Annotated in this window: 18 protein-coding genes and 1 pseudogene; 7 read left to right on the top strand and 12 right to left on the bottom strand. The window is 70.2% G+C overall.

What is annotated here, in order from left to right:
- Positions 1-93: 93 nt before the first annotated feature.
- From EYQ95_RS13200 to cysN, 3 genes are read left to right on the top strand one after another with little or no spacing between them, the layout of a single operon-like run.
- Entirely contained in the window at positions 94-840 is a 747-nt protein-coding gene (locus tag EYQ95_RS13200) for a sulfite exporter TauE/SafE family protein (RefSeq protein WP_132327689.1), read from the top strand.
- The gene (cysD, locus tag EYQ95_RS13205; protein WP_132327690.1) at positions 837-1811 is read left to right on the top strand and encodes a sulfate adenylyltransferase subunit CysD; all 975 of its coding nucleotides are present in this window, start codon (positions 837-839) and stop codon (positions 1809-1811) included. The genes EYQ95_RS13200 and cysD overlap by 4 nt, the downstream gene beginning before the upstream one ends.
- On the top strand, positions 1811-3700 hold the full coding sequence (gene cysN, locus EYQ95_RS13210) for a sulfate adenylyltransferase subunit CysN (protein ID WP_132327691.1): 1890 nt from the start codon (positions 1811-1813) through the stop codon (positions 3698-3700). The genes cysD and cysN overlap by 1 nt, the downstream gene beginning before the upstream one ends.
- A 95-nt stretch (positions 3701-3795) precedes the next feature.
- Here cysN and EYQ95_RS13215 read toward each other — a convergent pair whose 3' ends face one another.
- Entirely contained in the window at positions 3796-4047 is a 252-nt protein-coding gene (locus tag EYQ95_RS13215; RefSeq protein WP_132327692.1) for a GlsB/YeaQ/YmgE family stress response membrane protein, read from the bottom strand.
- A gap of 148 nt (positions 4048-4195) precedes the next feature.
- Positions 4196-5686: a M20 family metallopeptidase gene (locus tag EYQ95_RS13220; protein ID WP_132327693.1), complete on the bottom strand. Its 1491-nt coding sequence runs from the start codon at positions 5684-5686 to the stop codon at positions 4196-4198.
- 192 nt (positions 5687-5878) lie between these two features.
- Between EYQ95_RS13220 and EYQ95_RS13225 the strand changes: the two genes are divergently transcribed.
- Positions 5879-6220 carry a ComEA family DNA-binding protein gene (locus tag EYQ95_RS13225; protein ID WP_132327694.1) on the top strand — a complete coding sequence of 114 codons (342 nt, stop codon included), beginning with the start codon at positions 5879-5881 and terminating at the stop codon, positions 6218-6220.
- Between the two features lie 168 nt (positions 6221-6388).
- Entirely contained in the window at positions 6389-7027 is a 639-nt protein-coding gene (locus EYQ95_RS13230) for a HutD family protein (protein ID WP_132327695.1), read from the top strand.
- 445 nt (positions 7028-7472) lie between these two features.
- On the opposite strand, the gene EYQ95_RS13235 is transcribed toward EYQ95_RS13230, so the two are convergent.
- From EYQ95_RS13235 to EYQ95_RS13275, 9 genes are all read right to left on the bottom strand, one after another.
- Positions 7473-8132, bottom strand: a complete 660-nt coding sequence (locus EYQ95_RS13235; RefSeq protein WP_165924731.1) for a PepSY-associated TM helix domain-containing protein — start codon at positions 8130-8132, stop codon at positions 7473-7475.
- Positions 8133-8151: 19 nt separating this feature from the next.
- The gene (locus EYQ95_RS13240) at positions 8152-10266 is read right to left on the bottom strand and encodes a TonB-dependent siderophore receptor (RefSeq protein WP_243699925.1); all 2115 of its coding nucleotides are present in this window, start codon (positions 10264-10266) and stop codon (positions 8152-8154) included.
- A 132-nt stretch (positions 10267-10398) separates the two neighbouring features.
- Positions 10399-10722: a non-heme iron oxygenase ferredoxin subunit gene (locus EYQ95_RS13245; RefSeq protein WP_132327697.1), complete on the bottom strand. Its 324-nt coding sequence runs from the start codon at positions 10720-10722 to the stop codon at positions 10399-10401.
- A 39-nt stretch (positions 10723-10761) separates the two neighbouring features.
- Complete coding sequence (locus EYQ95_RS13250; RefSeq protein ID WP_132327793.1) at positions 10762-11298, bottom strand: GNAT family N-acetyltransferase; 537 nt, start codon at positions 11296-11298, stop codon at positions 10762-10764.
- A gap of 56 nt (positions 11299-11354) precedes the next feature.
- On the bottom strand, positions 11355-12578 hold the full coding sequence (locus EYQ95_RS13255; RefSeq protein ID WP_132327698.1) for a cysteine desulfurase: 1224 nt from the start codon (positions 12576-12578) through the stop codon (positions 11355-11357).
- Positions 12575-13867, bottom strand: a complete 1293-nt coding sequence (sufD, locus tag EYQ95_RS13260) for a Fe-S cluster assembly protein SufD (protein WP_132327699.1) — start codon at positions 13865-13867, stop codon at positions 12575-12577. Before sufD ends, EYQ95_RS13255 begins: the two co-directional genes overlap by 4 nt.
- Before the next feature lies 1 nt (position 13868).
- Positions 13869-14627, bottom strand: coding sequence for a Fe-S cluster assembly ATPase SufC (sufC, locus tag EYQ95_RS13265; RefSeq protein WP_132327700.1), 759 nt, complete (start codon positions 14625-14627; stop codon positions 13869-13871).
- A gap of 84 nt (positions 14628-14711) precedes the next feature.
- On the bottom strand, positions 14712-16160 hold the full coding sequence (gene sufB, locus EYQ95_RS13270) for a Fe-S cluster assembly protein SufB (protein WP_132327701.1): 1449 nt from the start codon (positions 16158-16160) through the stop codon (positions 14712-14714).
- A 3-nt stretch (positions 16161-16163) separates the two neighbouring features.
- Complete coding sequence (locus EYQ95_RS13275; RefSeq protein WP_132327702.1) at positions 16164-16619, bottom strand: SUF system Fe-S cluster assembly regulator; 456 nt, start codon at positions 16617-16619, stop codon at positions 16164-16166.
- Between the two features lie 183 nt (positions 16620-16802).
- Between EYQ95_RS13275 and EYQ95_RS13280 the strand changes: the two are divergent.
- Both EYQ95_RS13280 and EYQ95_RS13285 read left to right on the top strand, forming a co-directional pair.
- Positions 16803-17267 (top strand): annotated as a pseudogene (locus tag EYQ95_RS13280) (SET domain-containing protein); the annotation flags it as partial.
- A gap of 285 nt (positions 17268-17552) precedes the next feature.
- The gene (locus tag EYQ95_RS13285; RefSeq protein ID WP_132327704.1) at positions 17553-19805 is read left to right on the top strand and encodes a DUF5916 domain-containing protein; all 2253 of its coding nucleotides are present in this window, start codon (positions 17553-17555) and stop codon (positions 19803-19805) included.
- Here the strand turns inward: EYQ95_RS13285 and EYQ95_RS13290 are convergent.
- On the bottom strand, positions 19787-20218 hold the full coding sequence (locus EYQ95_RS13290; protein ID WP_207916423.1) for a putative toxin-antitoxin system toxin component, PIN family: 432 nt from the start codon (positions 20216-20218) through the stop codon (positions 19787-19789). The genes EYQ95_RS13285 and EYQ95_RS13290 overlap by 19 nt on opposite strands.
- Between the last annotated feature and the right edge of the window lie 14 nt (positions 20219-20232).

Genomic DNA, 20232 nt, shown 5'->3' on the forward strand with positions numbered 1-20232 from the left:
GGAAAGGACGCCGGGTTATTCGCTCATGCCGGGCGCATGCTTTCGCGGCGGCCGGCAGCTGCGCACACTGGCGCCGACCTCCCGGAACCGCCCATGGACCTGCCGCCCGACTTCCTCCTGCACGTGCTCATCGGCTTCGCCGCCCAGCTGGTGGACGGCGCGCTGGGCATGGCCTATGGCGTGACCGCATCGGCGATGCTGCTGGGCGCAGGCCTGCCACCGGCGGCCACGAGCGCGACGGTGCATGCGGCGGAGTGCTTCACCACCGGCGCTTCCGCCATCTCGCACCGCGCCTTCGGCAACATCGACCGGCGACTCTTCCTGCGCCTGCTGCTGCCCGGAGTCCTGGGCGCGGCGATCGGCGCCTACTTGCTAACGCGCGTGAACGGCGACGCGATCAAGCCCTGGATCGCGGCCTACCTGCTGCTGATCGGCCTGGTCCTCATCCGTCGCGCCCTGCTGCGCGTCGAGCCACGCGAGGTGCGGCGCCACGTCGCTCCGCTCGGATTCCTCGGGGCGCTCGCCGATGCGGTCGGCGGTGGCGGCTGGGGGCCGATCGTGACCAGCCACCTGCTCGCGCGCGGTGGCGAGTTCCGCTTCACCGTGGGCAGCGTGAGCGCGGTCGAGTTCTTCGTCACCCTCACCGCCTCGCTGGTTTTCCTGCTGACGCTGGGGCTCAGCCACTGGAGCGTCATCCTCGCACTGGCCCTGGGCGGCGTGGTGGCCGCACCGCTGGGAAGCTGGATGGTGCGACACGTGCCTGCGCGCCCGATGCTCGCCGCGGTGGGCGGGATCGTTATCCTGCTCAGCCTGAGGACGCTGTGGAAAAGCCTCGCATGACATCCCAACCGCGCCCGGGCGCCTCCCGGGACCCGCAGCTTTCGGCTGCCGCTCCCGCGCATCCCGTGCTGCCCCCGCCCAGTCATCTCGATCGGCTGGAGGCCGAGAGCCTGTACATCCTGCGCGAGGTTGCAGCCGCCTTCCGCAACCCGGTCATGCTCTACTCGGTGGGCAAGGACAGCTCGGTGCTGCTGCACCTGCTGCTCAAGGCCTTCCATCCGGCCAGGCCGCCGATCCCGTTGCTGCACGTGGATACGACCTGGAAGTTCCGCGAGATGATCGCCTTTCGCGACCGGCGCGCGGCCGAGGCGGGCGTGGAGCTGCGGGTGCATACCAATCCCGATGGGCTCGCGCGCGGCATTTCCCCCGTCACGCACGGCGCCACGGTGCACACCGACGTGATGAAGACGCAGGCGCTCAGGCAGGCGCTCGACCATTACGGTTTCGACGCCGCCATCGGCGGCGCACGGCGCGACGAGGAGAAGTCGCGCGCGAAGGAGCGCATCTTTTCCTTCCGCAACCGCCAGCACGCCTGGGATCCGAAGAACCAGCGCCCCGAACTCTGGAACCTGTACAACACGCGGGTGCACGCCGGCGAATCGGTTCGCGTGTTCCCGCTGTCGAACTGGACCGAACTCGACATCTGGCTCTACATCTACCGCGAGCGCATCGAGGTGCCCTCGCTGTACTTCGCAGCGGAACGCCCGGTGGTCGAACGCGACGGTGCGCTGATCATGGTCGACGACGAGCGCCTGCCGCTGCGCGAGGGCGAGACGCCCATGACCCGGCGCGTGCGCTTCCGCACGCTGGGCTGCTACCCGCTCACCGGTGCCATCGAATCGGAGGCCGACACCCTGGAGAAGATCATCGCCGAGATGCTGGCCGCCACCACGTCCGAACGCCAGGGCCGCGTGATCGACCACGACCCGTCGGCCTCGATGGAGAAGAAGAAGCGGGAAGGGTACTTCTGATGACGCGCCTGGACGATGCCACCGCGACCGTCGCGGCCTATCTTGCCGACCACGAATCGCGCGACCTGCTGCGCTTCATCACCTGCGGCAGCGTGGACGACGGCAAGAGCACGCTGATCGGCCGCCTGCTGTTCGATACGCGGGGGCTGTTCGAGGACCAGCTCGCCGCGCTCGAGGCCGACAGCCGCCGCCACGGCACCCAGAGCGGGCGCGTGGACTATGCGCTGCTGCTGGACGGCCTGGCCGCCGAGCGCGAGCAGGGCATCACCATCGACGTGGCCTACCGCTTCTTCGGAACGGCCAAGCGCAAGTTCATCGTCGCCGACTGCCCGGGGCACGAGCAGTACACCCGCAACATGGCCACGGGTGCGTCCACCGCGGAGGCCGCGGTCGTGCTGGTCGATGCGCGCAAGGGCCTGCTCACGCAGACGCGGCGCCACTCGTTCATCGTCTCGCTGCTGGGCATCCGCCACGTGGCGCTCGCGGTGAACAAGATGGATCTCGTCGGCTACGACCGCGCCGTCTTCGATGCGATCGAGGCCGAGTACCGCGCACTCGCCACGCAGCTGGGCATCGACCACGTGACCGCCGTACCGTTGTCGGCACTGGAAGGCGACAACCTGACCGCGCGTTCGTCGAACACGGGCTGGTACGAGGGCTCGACGCTCCTGGAGTTCCTGGAGTCCGTGCCCGTCGGCGGACATGGCGGGCGCCCGGGCCTGCGCCTGCCGGTGCAGTGGGTCTCGCGTCCGAACCAGGACTTCCGCGGCTTCGCCGGCACGATCGCCGCGGGCCAGGTACGCCCGGGCGACGAGATCGTCGCGCTGCCGTCGGGCCGGCGCTCGAAGGTCGCGCGCATCGTGACCGCCGATGGCGACCTCGAGGTGGCGGGCCCCGGGCGTGCCGTCACGCTCACGCTCGAGCACGAACTCGACATCAGCCGCGGCGACGTCATCGCCGCCGCGCACGACGCCCCGGAGGTCAGCGACCAGTTCGCCGCGCACGTGCTCTGGTTCGACGGGGCACCCCTGCTGCCGGGGCGCCCCTACTGGCTCAGGATCGGCACGCGCGAGGTCGGCGCGAGCGTCACCGAGATCAAGCACAGGGTCGACGTCAACACGCAGGAGCCCCTGGCCGCCAAGCACCTGGAGATGAACGAAGTCGGGGTCTGCAACCTCTACCTCGACCAGCCCGTGCCCTTCGAGCCCTATCGCGACAACCGCGACCTGGGCGCGTTCATCCTGATCGACCGCGAGACGAACGCGACCGTGGGCGCGGGCACGATCGACTTCGCGCTGCGGCGCGCGGCCAACATCCACTGGCAGCACGTCGACGTGGACAAGGCCGCGCGGGCCAGGCTCAAGAAGCAGGCGCCGCGCTGCGTCTGGTTCACGGGCCTCTCCGGTTCGGGCAAGTCCACGATCGCGAACCTGGTCGAAAAGCGGTTGCATGCGCTGGGCCTGCACACCTACATCCTCGACGGCGACAACGTCCGCCACGGCCTCAACAAGGACCTGGGCTTCACGCCCGAAGACCGCGTCGAGAACATCCGCCGCGTGGCCGAGGTGGCAAGACTGATGACCGACGCGGGCCTGATCGTGCTGGTGAGCTTCATCTCGCCCTACCGTTCCGAGCGCCGCCTCGCGCGCGAACTGTTCGAGCCCGGCGAGTTCATCGAGGCCTATGTCGACACGCCGCTGGAGGTCGCCGAGGCGCGCGACGTCAAGGGCCTGTACGCCAAGGCGCGCGCGGGCCGCATCCCGAACTTCACGGGCATCGACTCGCCCTACGAGGTGCCCGAGCACGCCGAGCTGGTGCTCGACACCGTGCACGAGTCCGCCGAAGCGCTCGCGCAGCGGGTTGTCGACCGTCTCTTGTCCCCACCCTAGCCCGGGCATGCGCACCGCACCCGGCAACGCTCACCGCGGGGCCCGGTCGAACTTCGCTTGCCCGGGCCGCGACGAGGCCGCCCGCTTTCCGCGGGTCAGCGTTTCGCCGCCGCCCTGCGCTTGTGGAAGATCGCCTGCCACGCCGCGAGCAGCACGATCGCGCTGACGATCGCCACCACCCATGCCAGCCAGCCTTCGCCCACGAAGTAGCCGCCGATCGCCGCGCCCACCGCGCCGATCACGATGGTCATGATCAGGCCGACGTTTTCCGGGCCGGGTTTGAGGATGCGCGCAAGCACGCCGATGATCGCGCCGCCGATCAGGTAGCCGAAGAAGCCGTCGAACATGGAGGTCGCCCCGCGTGAGGTGGCGTCGATCCTCGTCGGCGGGATGTGGGCGCGGCGTCGAGTTCCCCGGGCAGTCCCGCTGTGCCGCGTGCCGGAACGACGAAGGCCCGCCGGAGCGGGCCTTCGATACGCGGAGGACGGCCTGCCTTCAGCAGCAGCCGTGGCCGCCGTGCTGTTCGCCCCCGGCCACCGCCGCCACGCCCTGCGTCTGGCCGCGCTGCGACGCCAGGTGGTGCTGGTGGATGACGTGCGAGACACAGGCGGTCACGCGCTTGCCCATCGGGATGTGCAGGAACTCGTTCGGCCCGTGCGCATTGCTGTGCGGGCCCAGCACGCCGGTGATCATGAACTGCGCGCCCGGGAACTTCTCGCCGAGCATGCCCATGAAGGGAATGCTGCCGCCTTCGCCCATGTACATCGCCGAGCGCCCGAAGAACTGCCGGCTCGATTCCTCGATCGCCTGCTCGAGCCAGGGCGACAGCGCCGGCGCGTTCCAGCCGCTGCTGGCCTTCTCGAGCTCCAGCGTGACCTGCGCGCCGTTGGGCGGATCGCGCAGCAGCACCTCCTTCAGGCGCTCGCCGGCGCGCTTGCCGTCGAGCGTGGGCGGCAGACGCAGCGAGAGCTTGACCGCGGTATGCGGGCGCAGCACGTTGCCCGCCGACGACAGCGGCGGCATGCCGTCCACGCCGGTCACCGACAGGGCCGGGCGCCAGGTGCGGTTGAGGACCAGCTCGGCGAGGTCCTCGTGCATGGGCACCAGGCCCTCCACCATGGGGAACTTGTCGTACACGGCGGTATCGAGCACTTCGGCGGCCTTGCGCGCCTGCTCCAGGCGCTCGGCGGGGATCTCGACGTGCAGCTCGTCGAGGAGGATGCGCCCGGTCTTCTCGTCCTCCAGGCGCGACAGGAGCTGGCGCAGCAGGCGGAAGCTCGAGGGCACGATGCCGGAGGCGTCGCCCGAATGGACGCCCTCGTCGAGCACCTTGACGCTCAGGTTGCCGCCCGTAAGGCCGCGCAGCGACGTCGTGCACCAGAGCTGGTCGTAGTTGCCGCAGCCCGAGTCCAGGCAGACCACGAGCGAGGGCTTGCCGATGCGCGGGGCGAGGTGGTCGACGTAGGCCGGCAGGTCGTAGCTGCCCGATTCCTCGCAGGCCTCGATGAGGATCACGCAACGCGCATGCGGCAGGCCCTGTTCGCGCAGCGCCATGATCGCGGTGAGCGAGCCGAAGATCGCATAGCCGTCGTCCGCGCCGCCGCGGCCGTAGAGGCGGTCGCCCTTGATGACGGGCTCCCACGGGCCCAGGTCGGCGTCCCAGCCCACCATCTCGGGCTGCTTGTCGAGGTGGCCGTAGAGCAGCACGCAGTCCTCGTCCGACCCGCCGTTGGCCGCGGGCACCTCGATGTAGATCAGCGGCGTGCGGCCTTCCAGGCGCACCACCTCCAGCTGCATGCCCTCGACGCCCTGCGCCTGCGCCCAGCGCGTCATCAGCTCGACGGCCTGGTCCATGTAGCCATGCGCCACCCAGTCGGCGTCGAACATGGGGGACTTGCAGGGAATGCGGATGTAGTCGACCAGCTGCGGGACGATCTCGTCGTCCCACTTCTTCGACACGAAAGCTTCGACGCGGCGGGCGTCCATCGGAACCTCGGGGGGAAAGCGGGCGGGGGTGATCGATTCTACCGCCCGGCATGGTTCGGACTTTTCCTACATGCCGGTACGGACTATCCCGCCCGCCGGCGGGCGGGATGGCGATGGGGCCGGCAGGGGAAGGTCGGGAGACTGTCTCCAACGGGCCGGCTGGCGGCCCGGCCCACCGACAAGGAATCCGTCATGAAGCGCATCGCCCGCCTGCTGCAGACCCTCGTGCTCTCCTTCGCGCTCGCCGGTGCGGCCGTCGCCGCCACGCCCACCGAGCGCGTGGACATCAACACGGCCGACACCGCGACCCTTGACCGGGTGCTGCTGAACATCGGCCCGTCGAAGGCGCAGGCCATCGTCGACTACCGGAAGGCGCACGGCCCGTTCCGCTCCATCGACCAGCTCGCGCTGGTGAAGGGCATCGGCCTCAAGACCATCGAGAAGAACCGTGACCGCATCGTGCTGGGCGCGGCCCGCCCGGCCGCCCGCGCGGCGGCCGGGCGAGTGCCGGCGCGCGCCGCCCTGCAACGTTGAAATCCCGGCGGCCGCATGGAGGTGGCCGCGGGACGAGGATGGTGTCCCACCCGACAGGATGTCCGCCGCCCGCACCACGGAAGGTGCGGGCGGCTTCTTCGAGGGGCCAGGCCGCGCAGGCCCGCGCGAGCGCCTAGACTGGCGGCGGCTCCGTCAGTCCGCCCTGCCATGAACGCCCGATCGCGCGTGATTCCTGCTGTCGACTACCGCCGCACACGCTGGGCGAACGGTGCCGGCTGGACGCGCGAGATCCACGCCGAGCCCGCAGCGGACGGCGAGGGCTGGGACTGGCGCCTGTCCATCGCCGAGGTCGCGGCGGAAGCGCCGTTCTCCACCTTTCCCGGCGTCGACCGGGAACTGGTGCTGCTCACCGGCGCCGGCCTGAGGCTGGACTTCGCCGACGGCCAGAGCGTCCAGCTCGTCCCGCCGCACGGTCGCCACCGCTTCTCCGGGGAACGCCCGCTGCTGGGCACCCCGCTCGAGGGGCCGACGCAGGACTTCAACCTGATGTGGCGACGCGACCGCGTGGCCGCCGAGCTCTGGCGCCGCCCGCTGGTCGGGACGATGGTGCTCTTTGCCGACCCGGGCCATACCTGGGTGGTCCACCTGCTGGCAGGGCAGGCACGCTTCTCGGACGACAGCGGCCTGCCCCCGCTGGCGATGGGCGACACCGCGCTGCTCGCTGCAGGCGACGGCCGGCTCCGGCATGCGCTGGACGGCGCCGGCGAAGCCCTGCTGATCCGCATCGCGCCGGTCGACCCCGCGCCCGGAGCGGGTGCCGGTCTCCGTCTGGTCGACACGGCCTGAGAAGTCCGGCGGTGTCCGGTGGCGGCGTCGATCGCCCGGCGCCCGTGAAGCTTGCGACGGCTCCCGGCTCATGGCCGCCGTGGGTACGCCGGACTCGCCCGACAGCTGGGCGGGCGCTGGCCACCGGCACCCCGGAGCGACTCGGTCCGCGCACGCCGCCCGGCCGGGACCGCCCGTGGACCCGAACGCGGGAGGCCGTTGTGGTCGTCCAGGCCGCCAACCTGACGGAGCCTGCGGCGCCGTCTGCGCACGGGCGTTCCGACAGCGCGTCGCCGGGCCACTTCGGCACCTCGCCGGCGGGACTGCATCCCTCGAGTACCGCTCGATCCTTCGGCCCAGGCCCGCGTTCTCGTGCATGCCTGTTCCCCGCGGGCGGAAGCTGTCTGTCTAGCGACATCCGCTTCCCCTTCCGGTCAGAGGGGAACAACCTCTTGAAACATCACACCTAGGCGACCGCCAGTGCCACCACGACAGCGAATACGAGTGTCGAGAGCGCCATCACGCTCATCAGCATTTCGCGGGGCGAGCGCCCGCGGGCCCACATCCAGATGCCGCTGATGCCCAGCAGCAGCATGCCGATCGCGAAACTGTCGACCAGCCAGCTCCAGAGCCCGCCGCCGTTGTAGCCCTTGTGCAGGCGAGTGAGCGATGCCAGCAGGCTGTGGCGCGACTGCCTGATCTCCGCGGTCGCGTTGCCGGGTACGTACTCCATCGCCCATGAGCGGCCCGCGCTGCCGCCCGCGAGGTTCCAGCGAGGTGGCTGGGCGACGATGCGCTCGCCCAGGCGCGCCTTCTCGGGCTTGCTCTTCTTGAACGTCTGGGGCACGAGGCCATGTTCGCTGGCCAGCCAGCTCCGCAGCGCCTCGGGCGACCGCCGGGCCTCCGCCGGTACCTCCACGACCACGCGCCCCGTCTCCTTCGCCTCGCCCTGCGGCCAGGCGTCGTCGCCGAAGCGGTGATTCATCACCAGCCCGGTGAAACCGAACAGCAGTGCGGCCAGTGCACCCCAGGCGCCGACCCAGAGATGGACCTGGCGAACGACGCGGTAAGCCGCGGTGCCCGTCCGCCGGCGCGCGGTGGCGGCCGGCGGTGCGGGGGTCGACATGACGGGTCTGTCCACCGTCTCAGAACGCAACATGCGCGGTCAGCACGAGCGCACGGGGCGAGCCCGGCATCAGGTTGTTGTCGTTGTGCGCGTTCGCGAAATACTCGTCGTCAAACAGGTTCTCGACATTGAGCTGCAGCTGCAGGTTGGGGCTCGCCGTGTAGTAGACGGCCGCATCGACGCGGGTGAACGCGTCGAGCGTCACCCGGTTGCTGCTGCTGGCGAAGACGTCGTCGCGGTAGACCACGCCAAGCCCGAAGCCCCAGGACGGGTTGAGGTCGAAGCGGTTCCACAGCGAGGCGCTGTGGCGCGGCAGCTGGGCGAGCTCCGACGGCGTCGGCCGGGTGATGCGGCCTTCCTGGTAGGCATACGCCGCCATCAGCTTCCAGGCCTGCGTGAGCTGGCCGGCAAGCGCGAGTTCCACGCCCTCGGTGCGCTGTGCGTCGACGAGGATCGAGCGCGTGGGGTCGGCCGGGTCGGCGATCGCCACGTTGGTGCGATCGAGCTGGAAGACCGCCGCGGTCAATGCGAAATCGGGCGTGAGGTCCCACTTCGCGCCGAGCTCATAGTTGCGGAACTCCTCGGGCTCCAGGCTGCGGTTGCCGGGCGTGAGCGAGGCCAGCTGTTCGCCGGCGCGCGGGAGGTGGGCCTGGCTGTAGCTCGCGTAGATCGACAGCGGTTCGACAGGCTTCCAGATCAGGCCCAGGCGCGGCGACCACAGGTTGTCGGTGGAGGCCACCACCGCGCCGGTGCGGTTCTGTCGCACCTCGGCCTCGAAGCGGTCGTAGCGCAGGCCGAGGATGGCCTGCCACTGCGGCGAGAACTCGATCTGGTCCTGCACGTAGAGCGCGCCCACCCTGGCCACGCTGCGGTTGTCGGCGTCGCTCGCCGCGGCCGCGAAGCTCACCGGGCCGGTGTAGACGGGGTTCGACAGCGGCACGCAGGCCAGGTTGGTGCGCACCGCGCCGTCGCAGGTGGCGGCGGGGAAGGAACCGCTCAGGCGCAGGTTGTCGGTCACCTGGCGGCCGAACTCGGCGCCCGCCAGCAGCGTGTGCTCGACGGCACCGGTGTTGAAGCCCAGGACCAGGTCGGTCTGGTTGAAGACGTTCTCGCGCTTCATCGAGCTGTTGTAGGCGGCGATCAGCGCCTGCGATCCATCGCGCGAGAGCCCGTTGGGGTAGACGTTCTGGTAGAAGCGGTCGTAGTCGGCCCAGCGCGTGCGGTTGCTCAGGCGGGCGCCGCCGGCGAAGCGGTGCTCGACCAGTGCGGTGAACGCGTCGACGCGTGCGCGGATCGGGCTGTGCTGCGGCGAGCCGAAGAACGTCTCGGGCGCCACGTCGACCGGCCGCCCGATGCCCAGCGCGAGCTGGGAGGGCACGCCGCGGTCGGCCACGCGCTCGTCGCGGAAATGCTCGTAGCCAAGGGTGACGCTGGTCGTGCCACCGGCGCCGAACGTGAGCGTGGGGTTGATGCCGTAGCGCTCGAGTTCGAAGAAGTCGCGGAAGTTCTCCGAGTCCTCGTAGAGGCCGGTCACGCGGAAGCTCGCATCCCGGCCCGCGAGAGGCTGGCCGAGGTCGAAGGTGCCGCGGCTGCGGTTGTAGTCGCCCGCCTGCAGCGAGATCTCGCGGTGTTCGTGCCCGTCCGCCACCTTGGTCACGCGGTTGATGACGCCGCCGACGCCACCGCGGCCGAAGATCATCGCGTTCGGGCCCTTGAGCACCTCGACGCGATCGATGTTGTAGAGGTCGCGGATGTACTGCACGTCGTCGCGGACGCCGTCGACGAACATGTCGGACGTCGACGCGTTGCCGCGGAAGATCGGCGCGTCGCGGTGGCCTTCGCCCTGGGCCACACCCACGCCCGGCACCAGCCGCAGCGCATCGACCATGCTGGTCATGGCCTGGTCGCGGATGACCTCGCCGGTGACCACCGTGATGGCCTGCGGCACGTCGCGCAGTGCGGTGTCGGTCTTGGTGGCCGTCCGGGTGGCCTGCGCGCCGTAGCCGTCGCGATGGCCGCTGACGACCACGCGGTCGAGTTCACGGGCCGAGGCGTCGGGTTCGGCGTGCGCCAAGGGTGCGCAGGCGAGCAGCAGGGCGGCGGCGAGCGGGGCGGGGCGGAACGTCGTGTTCAAGGGTGTGATCCGTGCAGGGCAGCAAGCGGCTGCGGCGTGCGGATCGTAATGAGAAAGATTCGCGTTTGCAAACAAAAAACGTGATGGTGGTCTGCCGGGGCAGCGATGAAAACGTGCCTTCGGGCGCGGGGCTCAGTCCCGATCGTCGCGCGTCCAGACGACCCCGTCTTCCACGCGCACCGGAAAGCGCACGGCGGGGACGTAAGCCGGGCCGCAAAGCGGCCGGCCGGTGCGCAGGTCGAAGCGCGCGGCGTGCAGCAGGCATTCGATGCTGCCTTCGGCCACGTCGATCGGGCCGGCGGACAGCTCGTAGTCCTCGTGCGTGCAGCGGTCCTCCAGCGCATGCAGCTCGCCGTCGAGGTTGACGACCAGGATGGGCGTGTCGCCGTCCCAGGCGACCTTCGATTCGCCGGGGAGAAGCTCGGCGGTGGTGCAGACGCGGATCCAGCCTTCCACGGAGCAGCTCCCTGTTCTGGTGACGGCGATTATCCGCGCTCAGCCGAGCGGCTTTTCCAGCACTTCGAAACGCAGGTCATCGCGAAGGGGCAGGCCGAAGCGCTCGTCGCCATAGGGGAAGGGCTTGACGATGCCCGTGCGGCGGTAGCCGCGGCGCTCGTAGAAGGCGATGAGCTCGTCGCGCACGTCGATCACCGTCATGCGCATCACCGGCAGGCTCCAGCGCTCGCGCACGAAGCGCTCGGCATGCTCGAGCAGGCGCTTGCCGATGCCACCGCCCTGCAGGCTGGGCCGCACCGAGAACATGCCGAAGTAGCCGGCGCCGTCGTCATCCGCCACGTGGGCGCAGGCGAGCAGTTCGCGGCCGTCGTCGCCGCTCCGTTCGGCCAGCAGGATGGCGCTGCGCGGGCGTTCGATGCAGGCGAGCACATCGTCGGGACCGGTGCGGCGGCCGCCGAGCAGGTCGGCCTCGGTGGTCCAGCCCGCGCGGCTGGCCTCGCCGCGATACGCGGACTCGACCAACGCAACGACGGCGTCGACATCGGCCGGCCCGGCGGTGCGGAATTCGAGGGGCATGGCAGAGGCGGTCATCTCGTCATCCCAAGGCGGGTGCGCGTGCATTGCAGGCAGGGTCATGCCAGCAGCCGTCGCACCTTCTGCAGCGCTTCGACGAAGCGATCGATCTCTTCGACGGTGTTGTAGAACGCGAACGAGGCACGGCAGGTGGCCGGCACGCCGTAGTGCTGCATGAGCGGATGCGCGCAGTGGTGGCCCGAGCGCACCGCCACGCCTTCGAGGTCCAGCAGGGTGGCGAGGTCGTGGGCGTGGGCGCCTTCGACGAGGAAGCTGATCACCGCCGCCTTCTCGCGCGCGTCGCCGAGGATGCGCAGGCCTTCGACCTGCGAAAGCGCCGCCGTGGCGTGCGCGAGCAGTTCCTTCTCGCGCGCCTCGATCGCCGCCATGCCGATGCCGGACAGGTAATCGACGGCCGCCCCGAGCCCCACGAAGCCGGCGATGTTCGGGGTGCCGGCCTCGAAACGGTGCGGCGGATCGTTGTAGACGGTGCCCTCGAAGCGCACCTCGCGGATCATCTCGCCGCCGCCGAGGAAGGGCGGCATGGCCTCGAGGTGTTCGCGTCGCGCCCACAGCGCGCCGGTGCCGGTCGGGCCCGCCATCTTGTGGCCGGTGATGGCGTAGAAGTCGCAGCCCAGCCCGGCGACGTCGAGCGCGCGGTGCGGCGCGGCCTGCGAGCCGTCGACCACGGTGACGATGCCGCGCCGGCGCGCCTCGCGGCAGATCTCGCGCGCGGGGTTGACCGTGCCGAGCACGTTGGAGACGTGGGTGAACGCGAGCAGTTTCACGTCGGGCGTCATCTGCGCGAACAGGCGCTCGAGGTCGAGCTCGCCCCGTTCGTCGATCTCCGCGACCCGGATCACCGCGCCCGTGCGCTGCGCCACGATCTGCCAGGGCACGATGTTGGCGTGGTGCTCCATGCGCGTGAGCAGGATCGCGTCGCCGGCCTTCAGGCGCGGCAGCGCCCAGCTGTAGGCGACGAGATTGAGCGCGAACGTCGTGCCGCTGCACAGCACCAGGTCGTTGGCGTGCACGTTGAGGAAGGCGGCGAGCTTGCGGCGCGCGCCCTCGTAGGCCTCCGTCGCCTCGGAGCCCAGTGCGTGTACCGCGCGGCTGACATTGGCGTTGTGGCGGCGGTAGAAGTCGTCCACCGCCTCGATCACCGCCGCCGGCTTCTGCCCGGTGTTGGCCGAGTCGAGGTAGATCAGCGGCCTGCCGTGGACCTCGCGCGTGAGCAGCGGGAAGTCGGCACGCACGCGGGCCCAGTCGATGGCCTCGCTCATGCCACCGCCTCCCGGGCCAGCGCGGCATCCAGGCGCGCGGCAAGCAGGTCGCGAAGCGGGCCGTCGTCGAACACCGACAGCGTCTCCCGGCAGAACGCGGCGGTGAGCATCGCCCGGGCTTCATGCGCGGGCACGCCGCGCGAGCGCAGGTAGAACAGCGCCGTCGGGTCGAGCTGGCCGACCGTGGCGCCATGCGCGGCCTTCACTTCGTCGGCATGGATCTCGAGCACGGGTTGCGTGTCGATCTCGGCATTCGCCGACAGCAGCAGGTTCTTGTTCGACAGCGCGGCCTCCGTGCCGTCGGCGCCCGCGCGGATCAGGATGCCGCCGTGGAAGGCCGCGCGCCCGCGGCCGGCGCCGAGCCCGCGCCAGGTCAGTTCGCAGCGCGTGGCCGGGCCCGCATGGTCCAGGCCCAGCCGCGTGTCGAGATGGCGACGCCCGGACGCGAGCAGCACGCCGTTGGCATGCGCAGCCGCGCCCTCTCCGTGCAGTGCGATGTTGAGTTCGTGGCGTGAGAGGCCGCCGCCGAGTTCGAGGTCGAGCCGCCGGTACTCGGCCTCGCGCGCGAGCGCCGCGTCAGTACGGGCGATGACGGTCGCAGCCGGCGCTTCCTCCTGCAGGCGGGCATGCACCAGGCGCGACCTGGGCGCGAGGTGCACGTGCGCCAGCTGGTTGCAGAGGTTCGCATGCGCGCACGCGCCCCAGAGGTGTTCGACGACTTCGAGGCAGGCGCCTTCCCGCAGTTCGACCAGGTGACGCAGGTGCCAGGCGACGTCGCCCGCGTCGGCGGTGCCGACGGAGACGAGATGCACGGGCCGGGTGCCGCGCGTGCCGGCGTCCGCGCGCAGCACCAGGCCATCGACCGCCAGTGCCGCGTTCAGGCGCGCGAAGACCTCGTCGCCCCGCTCGAAGCGCCGGGCCAGGAGATTGCACTCGCGCTCGTCCCCGCGCTCGAGCACCTGCGACAGCGGCTCGGCGACGACGCCCTCGGGCAGGCTGGACAGGTCGCTCAGGCCGGCGTCGAAGCGCCCGTTGACGAACACCATGCGCGGCGCCGGCAAGGCCAGCACCTGCGCGGGGTCGAACGCCGCCGGCGAGGCGGGCGTGCCGAACGCACGACGCTCCAGCGGGCGCAGGCTGGTGTACTTCCACGACTCGGTGCGCGGGCCGGGCAGGCCATCACGCAGGGCCGACTGCAGGGCCTCGCGGCGCGCCGGGCCGAGCCCGCCCGATTCGCGGTGGGCGAGGGCGTCGAAGGGGGCGACGAGGGAATCGAGCAGCGTCGCCATGTCAGGCCACGGGCTCCACGCGATCCCGCACCCAGGCATAACCGTGCTGCTCGAGTTCGAGGGCGAGCTCCGGGCCGCCGGTCTCCACGATGCGCCCGTCTGCGAGCACATGGACGACGTCGGGGCGGATGTAGTCGAGCAGGCGCTGGTAGTGCGTGATGACCAGGAAGGCGCGGTCGGGCGAACGCAGCGCGTTGACGCCGTCGGCTACGGCCTTGAGCGCGTCGATGTCCAAGCCCGAGTCGGTCTCGTCGAGGATCGCGAGCTTCGGTTCGAGCAGCGCGAGCTGGAAGATCTCGTTGCGCTTCTTCTCGCCGCCGGAGAAGCCTTCGTTCACGGCGCGGTGCAGCAGTTCGTCCTTCAGGTGCAGCACGGCGAGCTTCTCGCGCACCCGCTTGAGGAACTGCATGGAGTCCAGCTCGGCCTCGCCGCGCGCCTTGCGCTGCGCGTTGAGCGCCGCGCGCAGGAAGTAGGTGTTGTTCACGCCCGGGATCTCGACCGGGTACTGGAAAGCCAGGAAGACGCCGGCGGCGGCGCGCTCCTCCGGCTCCAGCGCCAGCAGGTCGCGGCCTTCGAACTCGACCGAGCCCTCGACCACCTCGTAGCCCTCGCGGCCGGCCAGCACGTTCCCCAGCGTGGACTTGCCTGCGCCGTTGGGGCCCATGATCGCGTGCACGCGCCCCGGCGCGACCTCGAGCGTGAGGCCCTTGAGGATGTCCTTGCCGGCGACGCGGACGTGGAGGTTGTCGATCTTCAGCATGGTGTCATTCGCGATTCGTGATGGGTGGTTCGAAACGGCGGGCGTTCGCATGGTGATCGCGTGTGCGGATCACCAGCCACGGCCTCAGCCCACGCTGCCTTCCAGGCTCACTTCCAGCAGCTTCTTGGCCTCCACCGCGAACTCCATCGGCAGTTCCTTGAAGACGCTCTTGCAGAAGCCGTCGACGATCATCGACACGGCGTCCTCCTCGGAGATTCCGCGGGACCGGCAATAGAACATCTGGTCCTCGCTGATCTTCGAGGTCGTCGCCTCGTGCTCGACCTTCGCACCCGGATGGCGCACCTCGATGTAGGGAAAGGTGTGCGCTCCGCACTTCTTGCCGATCAGCAGCGAGTCGCACTGGGTGTAGTTGCGCGCGTCCTCCGCGGTGCGCTCCACGCGCACCAGGCCGCGGTAGGTGTTCTGCCCGCGGCCGGCGCTGATGCCCTTGCTGATGATCTTGCTCTTGGTGCGCTTGCCGACGTGGATCATCTTGGTACCGGTGTCGGCCTGCTGGCGGTGGTGGGTGAGGGCCACCGAGTAGAACTCGCCGACCGAGTCGTCGCCGATCAGCACGCAGCTCGGGTACTTCCAGGTGATTGCCGACCCCGTCTCGACCTGCGTCCAGCTGATCTTCGACCTCGCGCCGCGGCACTCGCCGCGCTTGGTCACGAAGTTGTAGATGCCGCCGCGGCCTTCCTCGTCGCCGGGGTACCAGTTCTGCACGGTGCTGTACTTGATCTCGGCCCCTTCCAGCGCGACCAGCTCGACGACGGCCGCGTGCAGCTGGTTCTCGTCGCGCTGGGGGGCGGTGCAGCCTTCCAGGTAGGACACGTAGCTCGCGTCCTCGGCGATGATCAGGGTGCGCTCGAACTGGCCGGTATGGCCCGCATTGATGCGGAAGTAGGTGGACAGCTCCATCGGGCAGCGCACGCCCCTGGGGATGAAGACGAAGCTGCCGTCGGAGAAGACCGCCGAGTTGAGCGCCGCGAAGTAGTTATCACCCACCGGTACGACGCTGCCGAGGTACTGGCGCACCAAGTCGGGGTGCTCGCGGATGGCCTCGGACATCGAGCAGAAGATGATGCCCTTCTCGGCCAGCTCCTTGCGGAAGGTGGTGCCCACGGAGACCGAGTCGAACACCGCGTCCACCGCCACGCCCGCGAGCCTGGCCCGCTCGTGCAGCGGCACGCCGAGCTTGTCGTAGGTATCGAGCAGTTCCTTCGGCACCTCGTCCAGCGACTTGTACTTCGGGCCCTTCGGCGCGGAGTAGTAGCTCAGCGCCTGGAAGTCGATGGGTGCGATGTCCAGCTTCGCCCAGTGCGGCGGCGCCATCGTCAGCCAGTGGCGATAGGCGGCCAGGCGCCAGTCGGTCATCCACTGCGGCTCGTCCTTCTTGGCCGAGAGCGCGCGGATGACGTCCTCGTCGAGGCCCGGCGGCAGGGTGTCGGCCTCGATGGCCGTGACGAAGCCGGCCTCGTAGCGGCGACCGAGCTGCTGGTGGATCCCGGCGTTGGCGATGGTTTCGGTCATGGATCAGGCCTCGGCCAGCCGCAGGTCGATGCGGCGGGCGGTATCGGGTTTCGCGTCGGCGGGGGAAAGCAGTTCCTGCAGGGTCACGCCCTCGAGCGCCTGCACGATGACGTCGTTGATGCGGCGCCAGTTGCTGCGCATGCCGCAGGAGCTCTCGCGCCCGCACTGGCCCGCGTGCACGCTGCACTCGGTCACCGCGAGCGGGCCTTCCATCGCCTCGATGATCTGGATCAGCCGGATCGACGCGGCCGGCCGTGCCAGCCGGTACCCGCCGTGGGCGCCACGGAAGCCTTCCACCAGCCCCGCCTGCGACAGCGGCTTGAGCACCTTGCTCACCGTCGGCGGCTCCAGGCCCGAGCGCTCGGCGACCTCCGTGGCGCTGAGCACGGCGTCGCCGGCCGCGGCCATCACCGTCAGCACCACGGTCGCGTAATCGGTGAGCTTGGTGACCCGCAGCATGCGTCGGCCTCGTCGAACCGTTCCGGTGCCGGTCGGTGACCGCAACGGAATCAGGACCGGAATTGTACGATTTGCGCGCCGCGGCCGCCATCGCCGCACCGCGCCGATTCAGGCCGGGGCCATCCGGGTGACCGCGGCGCGTCGAGCGGTCAGAATGCCGCTTCGCCCAGTCCGAGTGCCCGCATGCCCAGCAAAGTCGTCGCCCGCCGCTCGAAGATCCACGGAACCGGCGTGTTCGCCATCGCCGACATCGCCAAGGGCGAGCGGATCATCGAGTACAAGGGCATGCGCCGCACGCACGAGGACGTGGACAGCAGCGACGTGGGAGCGGCCGAGTCGGGCCATACCTTCCTGTTCACGCTCAACGACGAGTACGTGATCGACGGCGACATCCAGGGTGGCGTGGCGCGCTGGATCAACCACGGCTGCTCGCCGAACTGCGAGGCGGTACTGATCGAGCACCCGGGCGAGGATCGCCGCAAGGACCGCATCTTCATCGAGGCCAAGCGTGCCATCAAAGCCGGCGAGGAGCTCACCTACGACTACGGCATCACGCTTGGCGAGCCGCATACGCCGCGCATGAAGAAGATCTGGGCCTGCCTCTGCGGCGCGCGCAACTGCACCGGCACCATGCTCAAGCCCAAGCGCGCGGTGGCGAAAAAGGCGCCCGCGAAGGCCAAGAAGGCCGCCTCGAAGAAGGCCGCGACGAAGGGCCGCGGCGCCGTGGCGAAGAAGGGCGGGACGAAGGTGGCGCGCCGGGGCGGGTCCAAGCCGGGAGCGGGGCGCGGAGCCCGCAGGGCGGCCTGATCCGCGGCGACCCGCGACGGATGCGCGAAGTTCCCGCCGGGTTGCCATGACTTAAGACAGTCGGCGCATCGCGGGTGCGCCACTAGGCTGCGCTTCCTCGGCGCACGTCGCGCCCGCGGAGCGTCCATGCGCAACGTCCTCTCGCTCGCCATCCTGTCCGCGTTGCCGGTGGCGGCCCCGGCCATCGAGATCGACGGCCGCATCGACGCGGCCGAATGGGCCGGCGCCCGGCACGTCACCGACTTCCGCCTGACCCAGCCGCTTTCGCGCGCGCCCGCGCCGTATCCCACCGAAGCCTGGATCAAGGCCACGCCCGACGGCTTGGCGGTGGCCTGGCGCAATCTGCAGCCGGCGGGCGTGGAGCGCCGGCGCCAGCGCACGCAGCGTGACCAGGGCGGCCCGGTCGATCGCGTGAACCTCTACGTCGACTTCGACGGCGACGCGCGCACCGGCTACAACTTCATGGTGACGCTCTCGGACAGCATCGAGGACGGCACGATCACCAGCGAGAACCAGTTCAACAACGACTGGGACGGGCCCTGGCGCCATGCCGTCACCGAGGACGAGGCCGGCTGGTCGGCCGAGGTGCTGGTTCCCTGGCATATCGCACCCATGCGGCAGGCCGACGGCGACGTGCGAACGCTGTCGATCCAGCTCGACCGCGTCGTCGGCGCCACCGGCGAGCGCATGTCCTGGCCTGCCGTCAGCCATACCGAGCCACGCTATCTCTCGGCCTTCGAGAAGATCGAAGTGCCGAAATTCAGCCAGTCGCTGCTGGCGGTCACGCCCTATGTCGCAGGCGTCTACGACGCGGTGCGGCGCGACTCGAGCTTCGACGGCGGTGCCGATCTGTTCTGGAAGCCCAACGGGCAGTTCCAGCTCTCGGCTACCGTCAATCCGGACTTCGGCCAGGTCGAGAGCGACGAGATCGTCGTGAACTTCGGCGCGGTCGAAACCTTCTTCAGCGACAAGCGCCCGTTCTTCACCGAGAACCAGAGCGTCTTCGACGTGCCTTTCGGTGGGCTGGGCGGCGCCAACCGGCTGATCTACACCCGGCGCGTGGGCGGCCCGGAGGATGACGGCGACGGGGCGGGCGACGTCAGTGCCGCGCTCAAGCTCAATGGCAGCCTGGCCGGTTTCAATTACGGCGTTTTCCTTGCCGACGAGGGTGGCGACGACGGCCGCGAGTTCTACGCCGCGCGCGTCACCCGCGACTTCGCGACGCAGGGCATCGGCGCGCTGCTCACGCGGGTCGAGCGCCCGTTTTTCGACCGCACGGCGAACGTGGCGGCGCTCGACCACCGCTGGCGGCCGAACGCGGCCTGGACGATCCGCAGTGCCGTCGCGGCCTCCGAGATAGAGCAGCAGGGGCGCACGGTTCGGGACAGCGGCGGGCAGGTGCGCGTGGATCATGTCATCGGCAACGGCTGGAGGCAGCAGCTCTTCGCGGTGCACCTGGGCGACCGCCTGCAGCTCAACGACTTCGGCTACCTGGACCGCAACAACTTCAACTACGCGCGCTACGAGCTGGCGAGGCGCTTCACGACGCTGGCGGAGGACTCGCCCTACGCGAGCCACGAAGTGCGCGGCGCGGTCTCGCGGCGAATGAACGACCACGGGCTGCACATCGCCGATGCGTGGGCGTTCAACCGCTTCAGCGAACGCCGCGACGGCGGCAACCAGTTCTTCGAGGTGGCCGGCTGGACGGCGGGGCACGACGACCTGATCACGCGCGGCAACGGCGCGGTGCGCGTGCCTTCGAAACTGTTCATGTTCGGCGAGCGCTTCCTTCCCCGGCGCGGCCCCTGGGAGCTCTACGGGAACGCGCGCTACGGCGCGGAAGGCCTCGGCGGCTGGGACGAGGGCGCGTTGTCGCTGGTCGTCCGCCCGACGTACCACCTCTCCGACAGCGCCAGCATCGGGCTGGGCCTGGAGCTTCGCCACAACCCCGACTGGCTGCTGTGGCGGCGCGATGCCGCCGGCACGCCGGGGCTGGCCACGTACCGGTCCAACATGGCACTGCTGAGTGCGGGCGCGACCTGGCTGATCGACTCCCGGCAGGAGCTGCGGGTCCGGCTGGAGGCGCTGGGCCTGGATGCGCAAGCCCTGCGCTCGCATGCGCTGGCGCCCGATGGCACGCCGGTGGATGTCGGCCTGCGCCATGCCGACTTCGCTGTGCGCCACCTCGCATTCCAGGTCCGCTACCGCTACGAGCTGGCACCGCTTTCGCACCTGTACGTGGCCTACGTGCGCGGCGGCAGTGGATTCGACGAATCCGCGGGCGGCGATTTCCGCTACGACCAGCAGTTCCGCGACGCCTTCGAGCTGCGCGACAGCGAGCAGCTGCTGGTGAAGCTCTCCTATCGTTTCGAGATCTGAGGGGCGGCCGCCGCACGCCAGTCGGCCGGCTCCAGCACGTCGATGCCCTCGCGGCGCAGCCGCCGGGCCATGCGCAGCAGCGCACGGTCGCGGCTGAGCAGGGCGTCGACGCGCGCGATGATCGCCAGCTCGACGAACATCTGGTCGTCCGGGTCCCGGCACCGCGGCAGGCCCGCGGGCACGGGATCGGGCAGGTCGACGCGTTGCGAAAGCAAGGAGGCGTCGCGGGCCACCGCCGCGGCACGCGCGGCGTCGAGCGACAGGGCGGGATAACCGAGCACCCGCACGAGCTCGGCATGCATGCGCGGATCCATCAGGGCGACCGCGGCGCCTTCCTGCAGGGCCGTGCGCAGTGCGTCCACGCGCGGGTCGTCGAACACCAGCAGGTCCAGCCAGACCTGCGTATCCAGCACCAGGCGCGGCGGAG

Source organism: Lysobacter sp. N42, from assembly GCF_004344885.1.

Excerpts from the sequence above, each read along its gene's own strand:
- cysN (WP_132327691.1), top strand. The coding sequence starts at position 1,811 with ATGACGCGCCTGGACGATGCCACCGCGACCGTCGCGGCCTATCTTGCC.
- EYQ95_RS13215 (WP_132327692.1), bottom strand. The coding sequence starts at position 4,047 with ATGTTCGACGGCTTCTTCGGCTACCTGATCGGCGGCGCGATCATCGGC.
- sufC (WP_132327700.1), bottom strand. The coding sequence starts at position 14,627 with ATGCTGAAGATCGACAACCTCCACGTCCGCGTCGCCGGCAAGGACATC.
- EYQ95_RS13230 (WP_132327695.1), top strand. The coding sequence starts at position 6,389 with ATGAACGCCCGATCGCGCGTGATTCCTGCTGTCGACTACCGCCGCACA.
- EYQ95_RS13250 (WP_132327793.1), bottom strand. The coding sequence starts at position 11,298 with ATGCCCCTCGAATTCCGCACCGCCGGGCCGGCCGATGTCGACGCCGTC.
- EYQ95_RS13225 (WP_132327694.1), top strand. The coding sequence starts at position 5,879 with ATGAAGCGCATCGCCCGCCTGCTGCAGACCCTCGTGCTCTCCTTCGCG.
- EYQ95_RS13275 (WP_132327702.1), bottom strand. The coding sequence starts at position 16,619 with ATGCTGCGGGTCACCAAGCTCACCGATTACGCGACCGTGGTGCTGACG.
- sufB (WP_132327701.1), bottom strand. The coding sequence starts at position 16,160 with ATGACCGAAACCATCGCCAACGCCGGGATCCACCAGCAGCTCGGTCGC.
- EYQ95_RS13220 (WP_132327693.1), bottom strand. The coding sequence starts at position 5,686 with ATGGACGCCCGCCGCGTCGAAGCTTTCGTGTCGAAGAAGTGGGACGAC.
- sufD (WP_132327699.1), bottom strand. The coding sequence starts at position 13,867 with ATGGCGACGCTGCTCGATTCCCTCGTCGCCCCCTTCGACGCCCTCGCC.
- cysD (WP_132327690.1), top strand. The coding sequence starts at position 837 with ATGACATCCCAACCGCGCCCGGGCGCCTCCCGGGACCCGCAGCTTTCG.
- EYQ95_RS13235 (WP_165924731.1), bottom strand. The coding sequence starts at position 8,132 with ATGTCGACCCCCGCACCGCCGGCCGCCACCGCGCGCCGGCGGACGGGC.
- EYQ95_RS13200 (WP_132327689.1), top strand. The coding sequence starts at position 94 with ATGGACCTGCCGCCCGACTTCCTCCTGCACGTGCTCATCGGCTTCGCC.
- EYQ95_RS13255 (WP_132327698.1), bottom strand. The coding sequence starts at position 12,578 with ATGAGCGAGGCCATCGACTGGGCCCGCGTGCGTGCCGACTTCCCGCTG.
- EYQ95_RS13285 (WP_132327704.1), top strand. The coding sequence starts at position 17,553 with ATGCGCAACGTCCTCTCGCTCGCCATCCTGTCCGCGTTGCCGGTGGCG.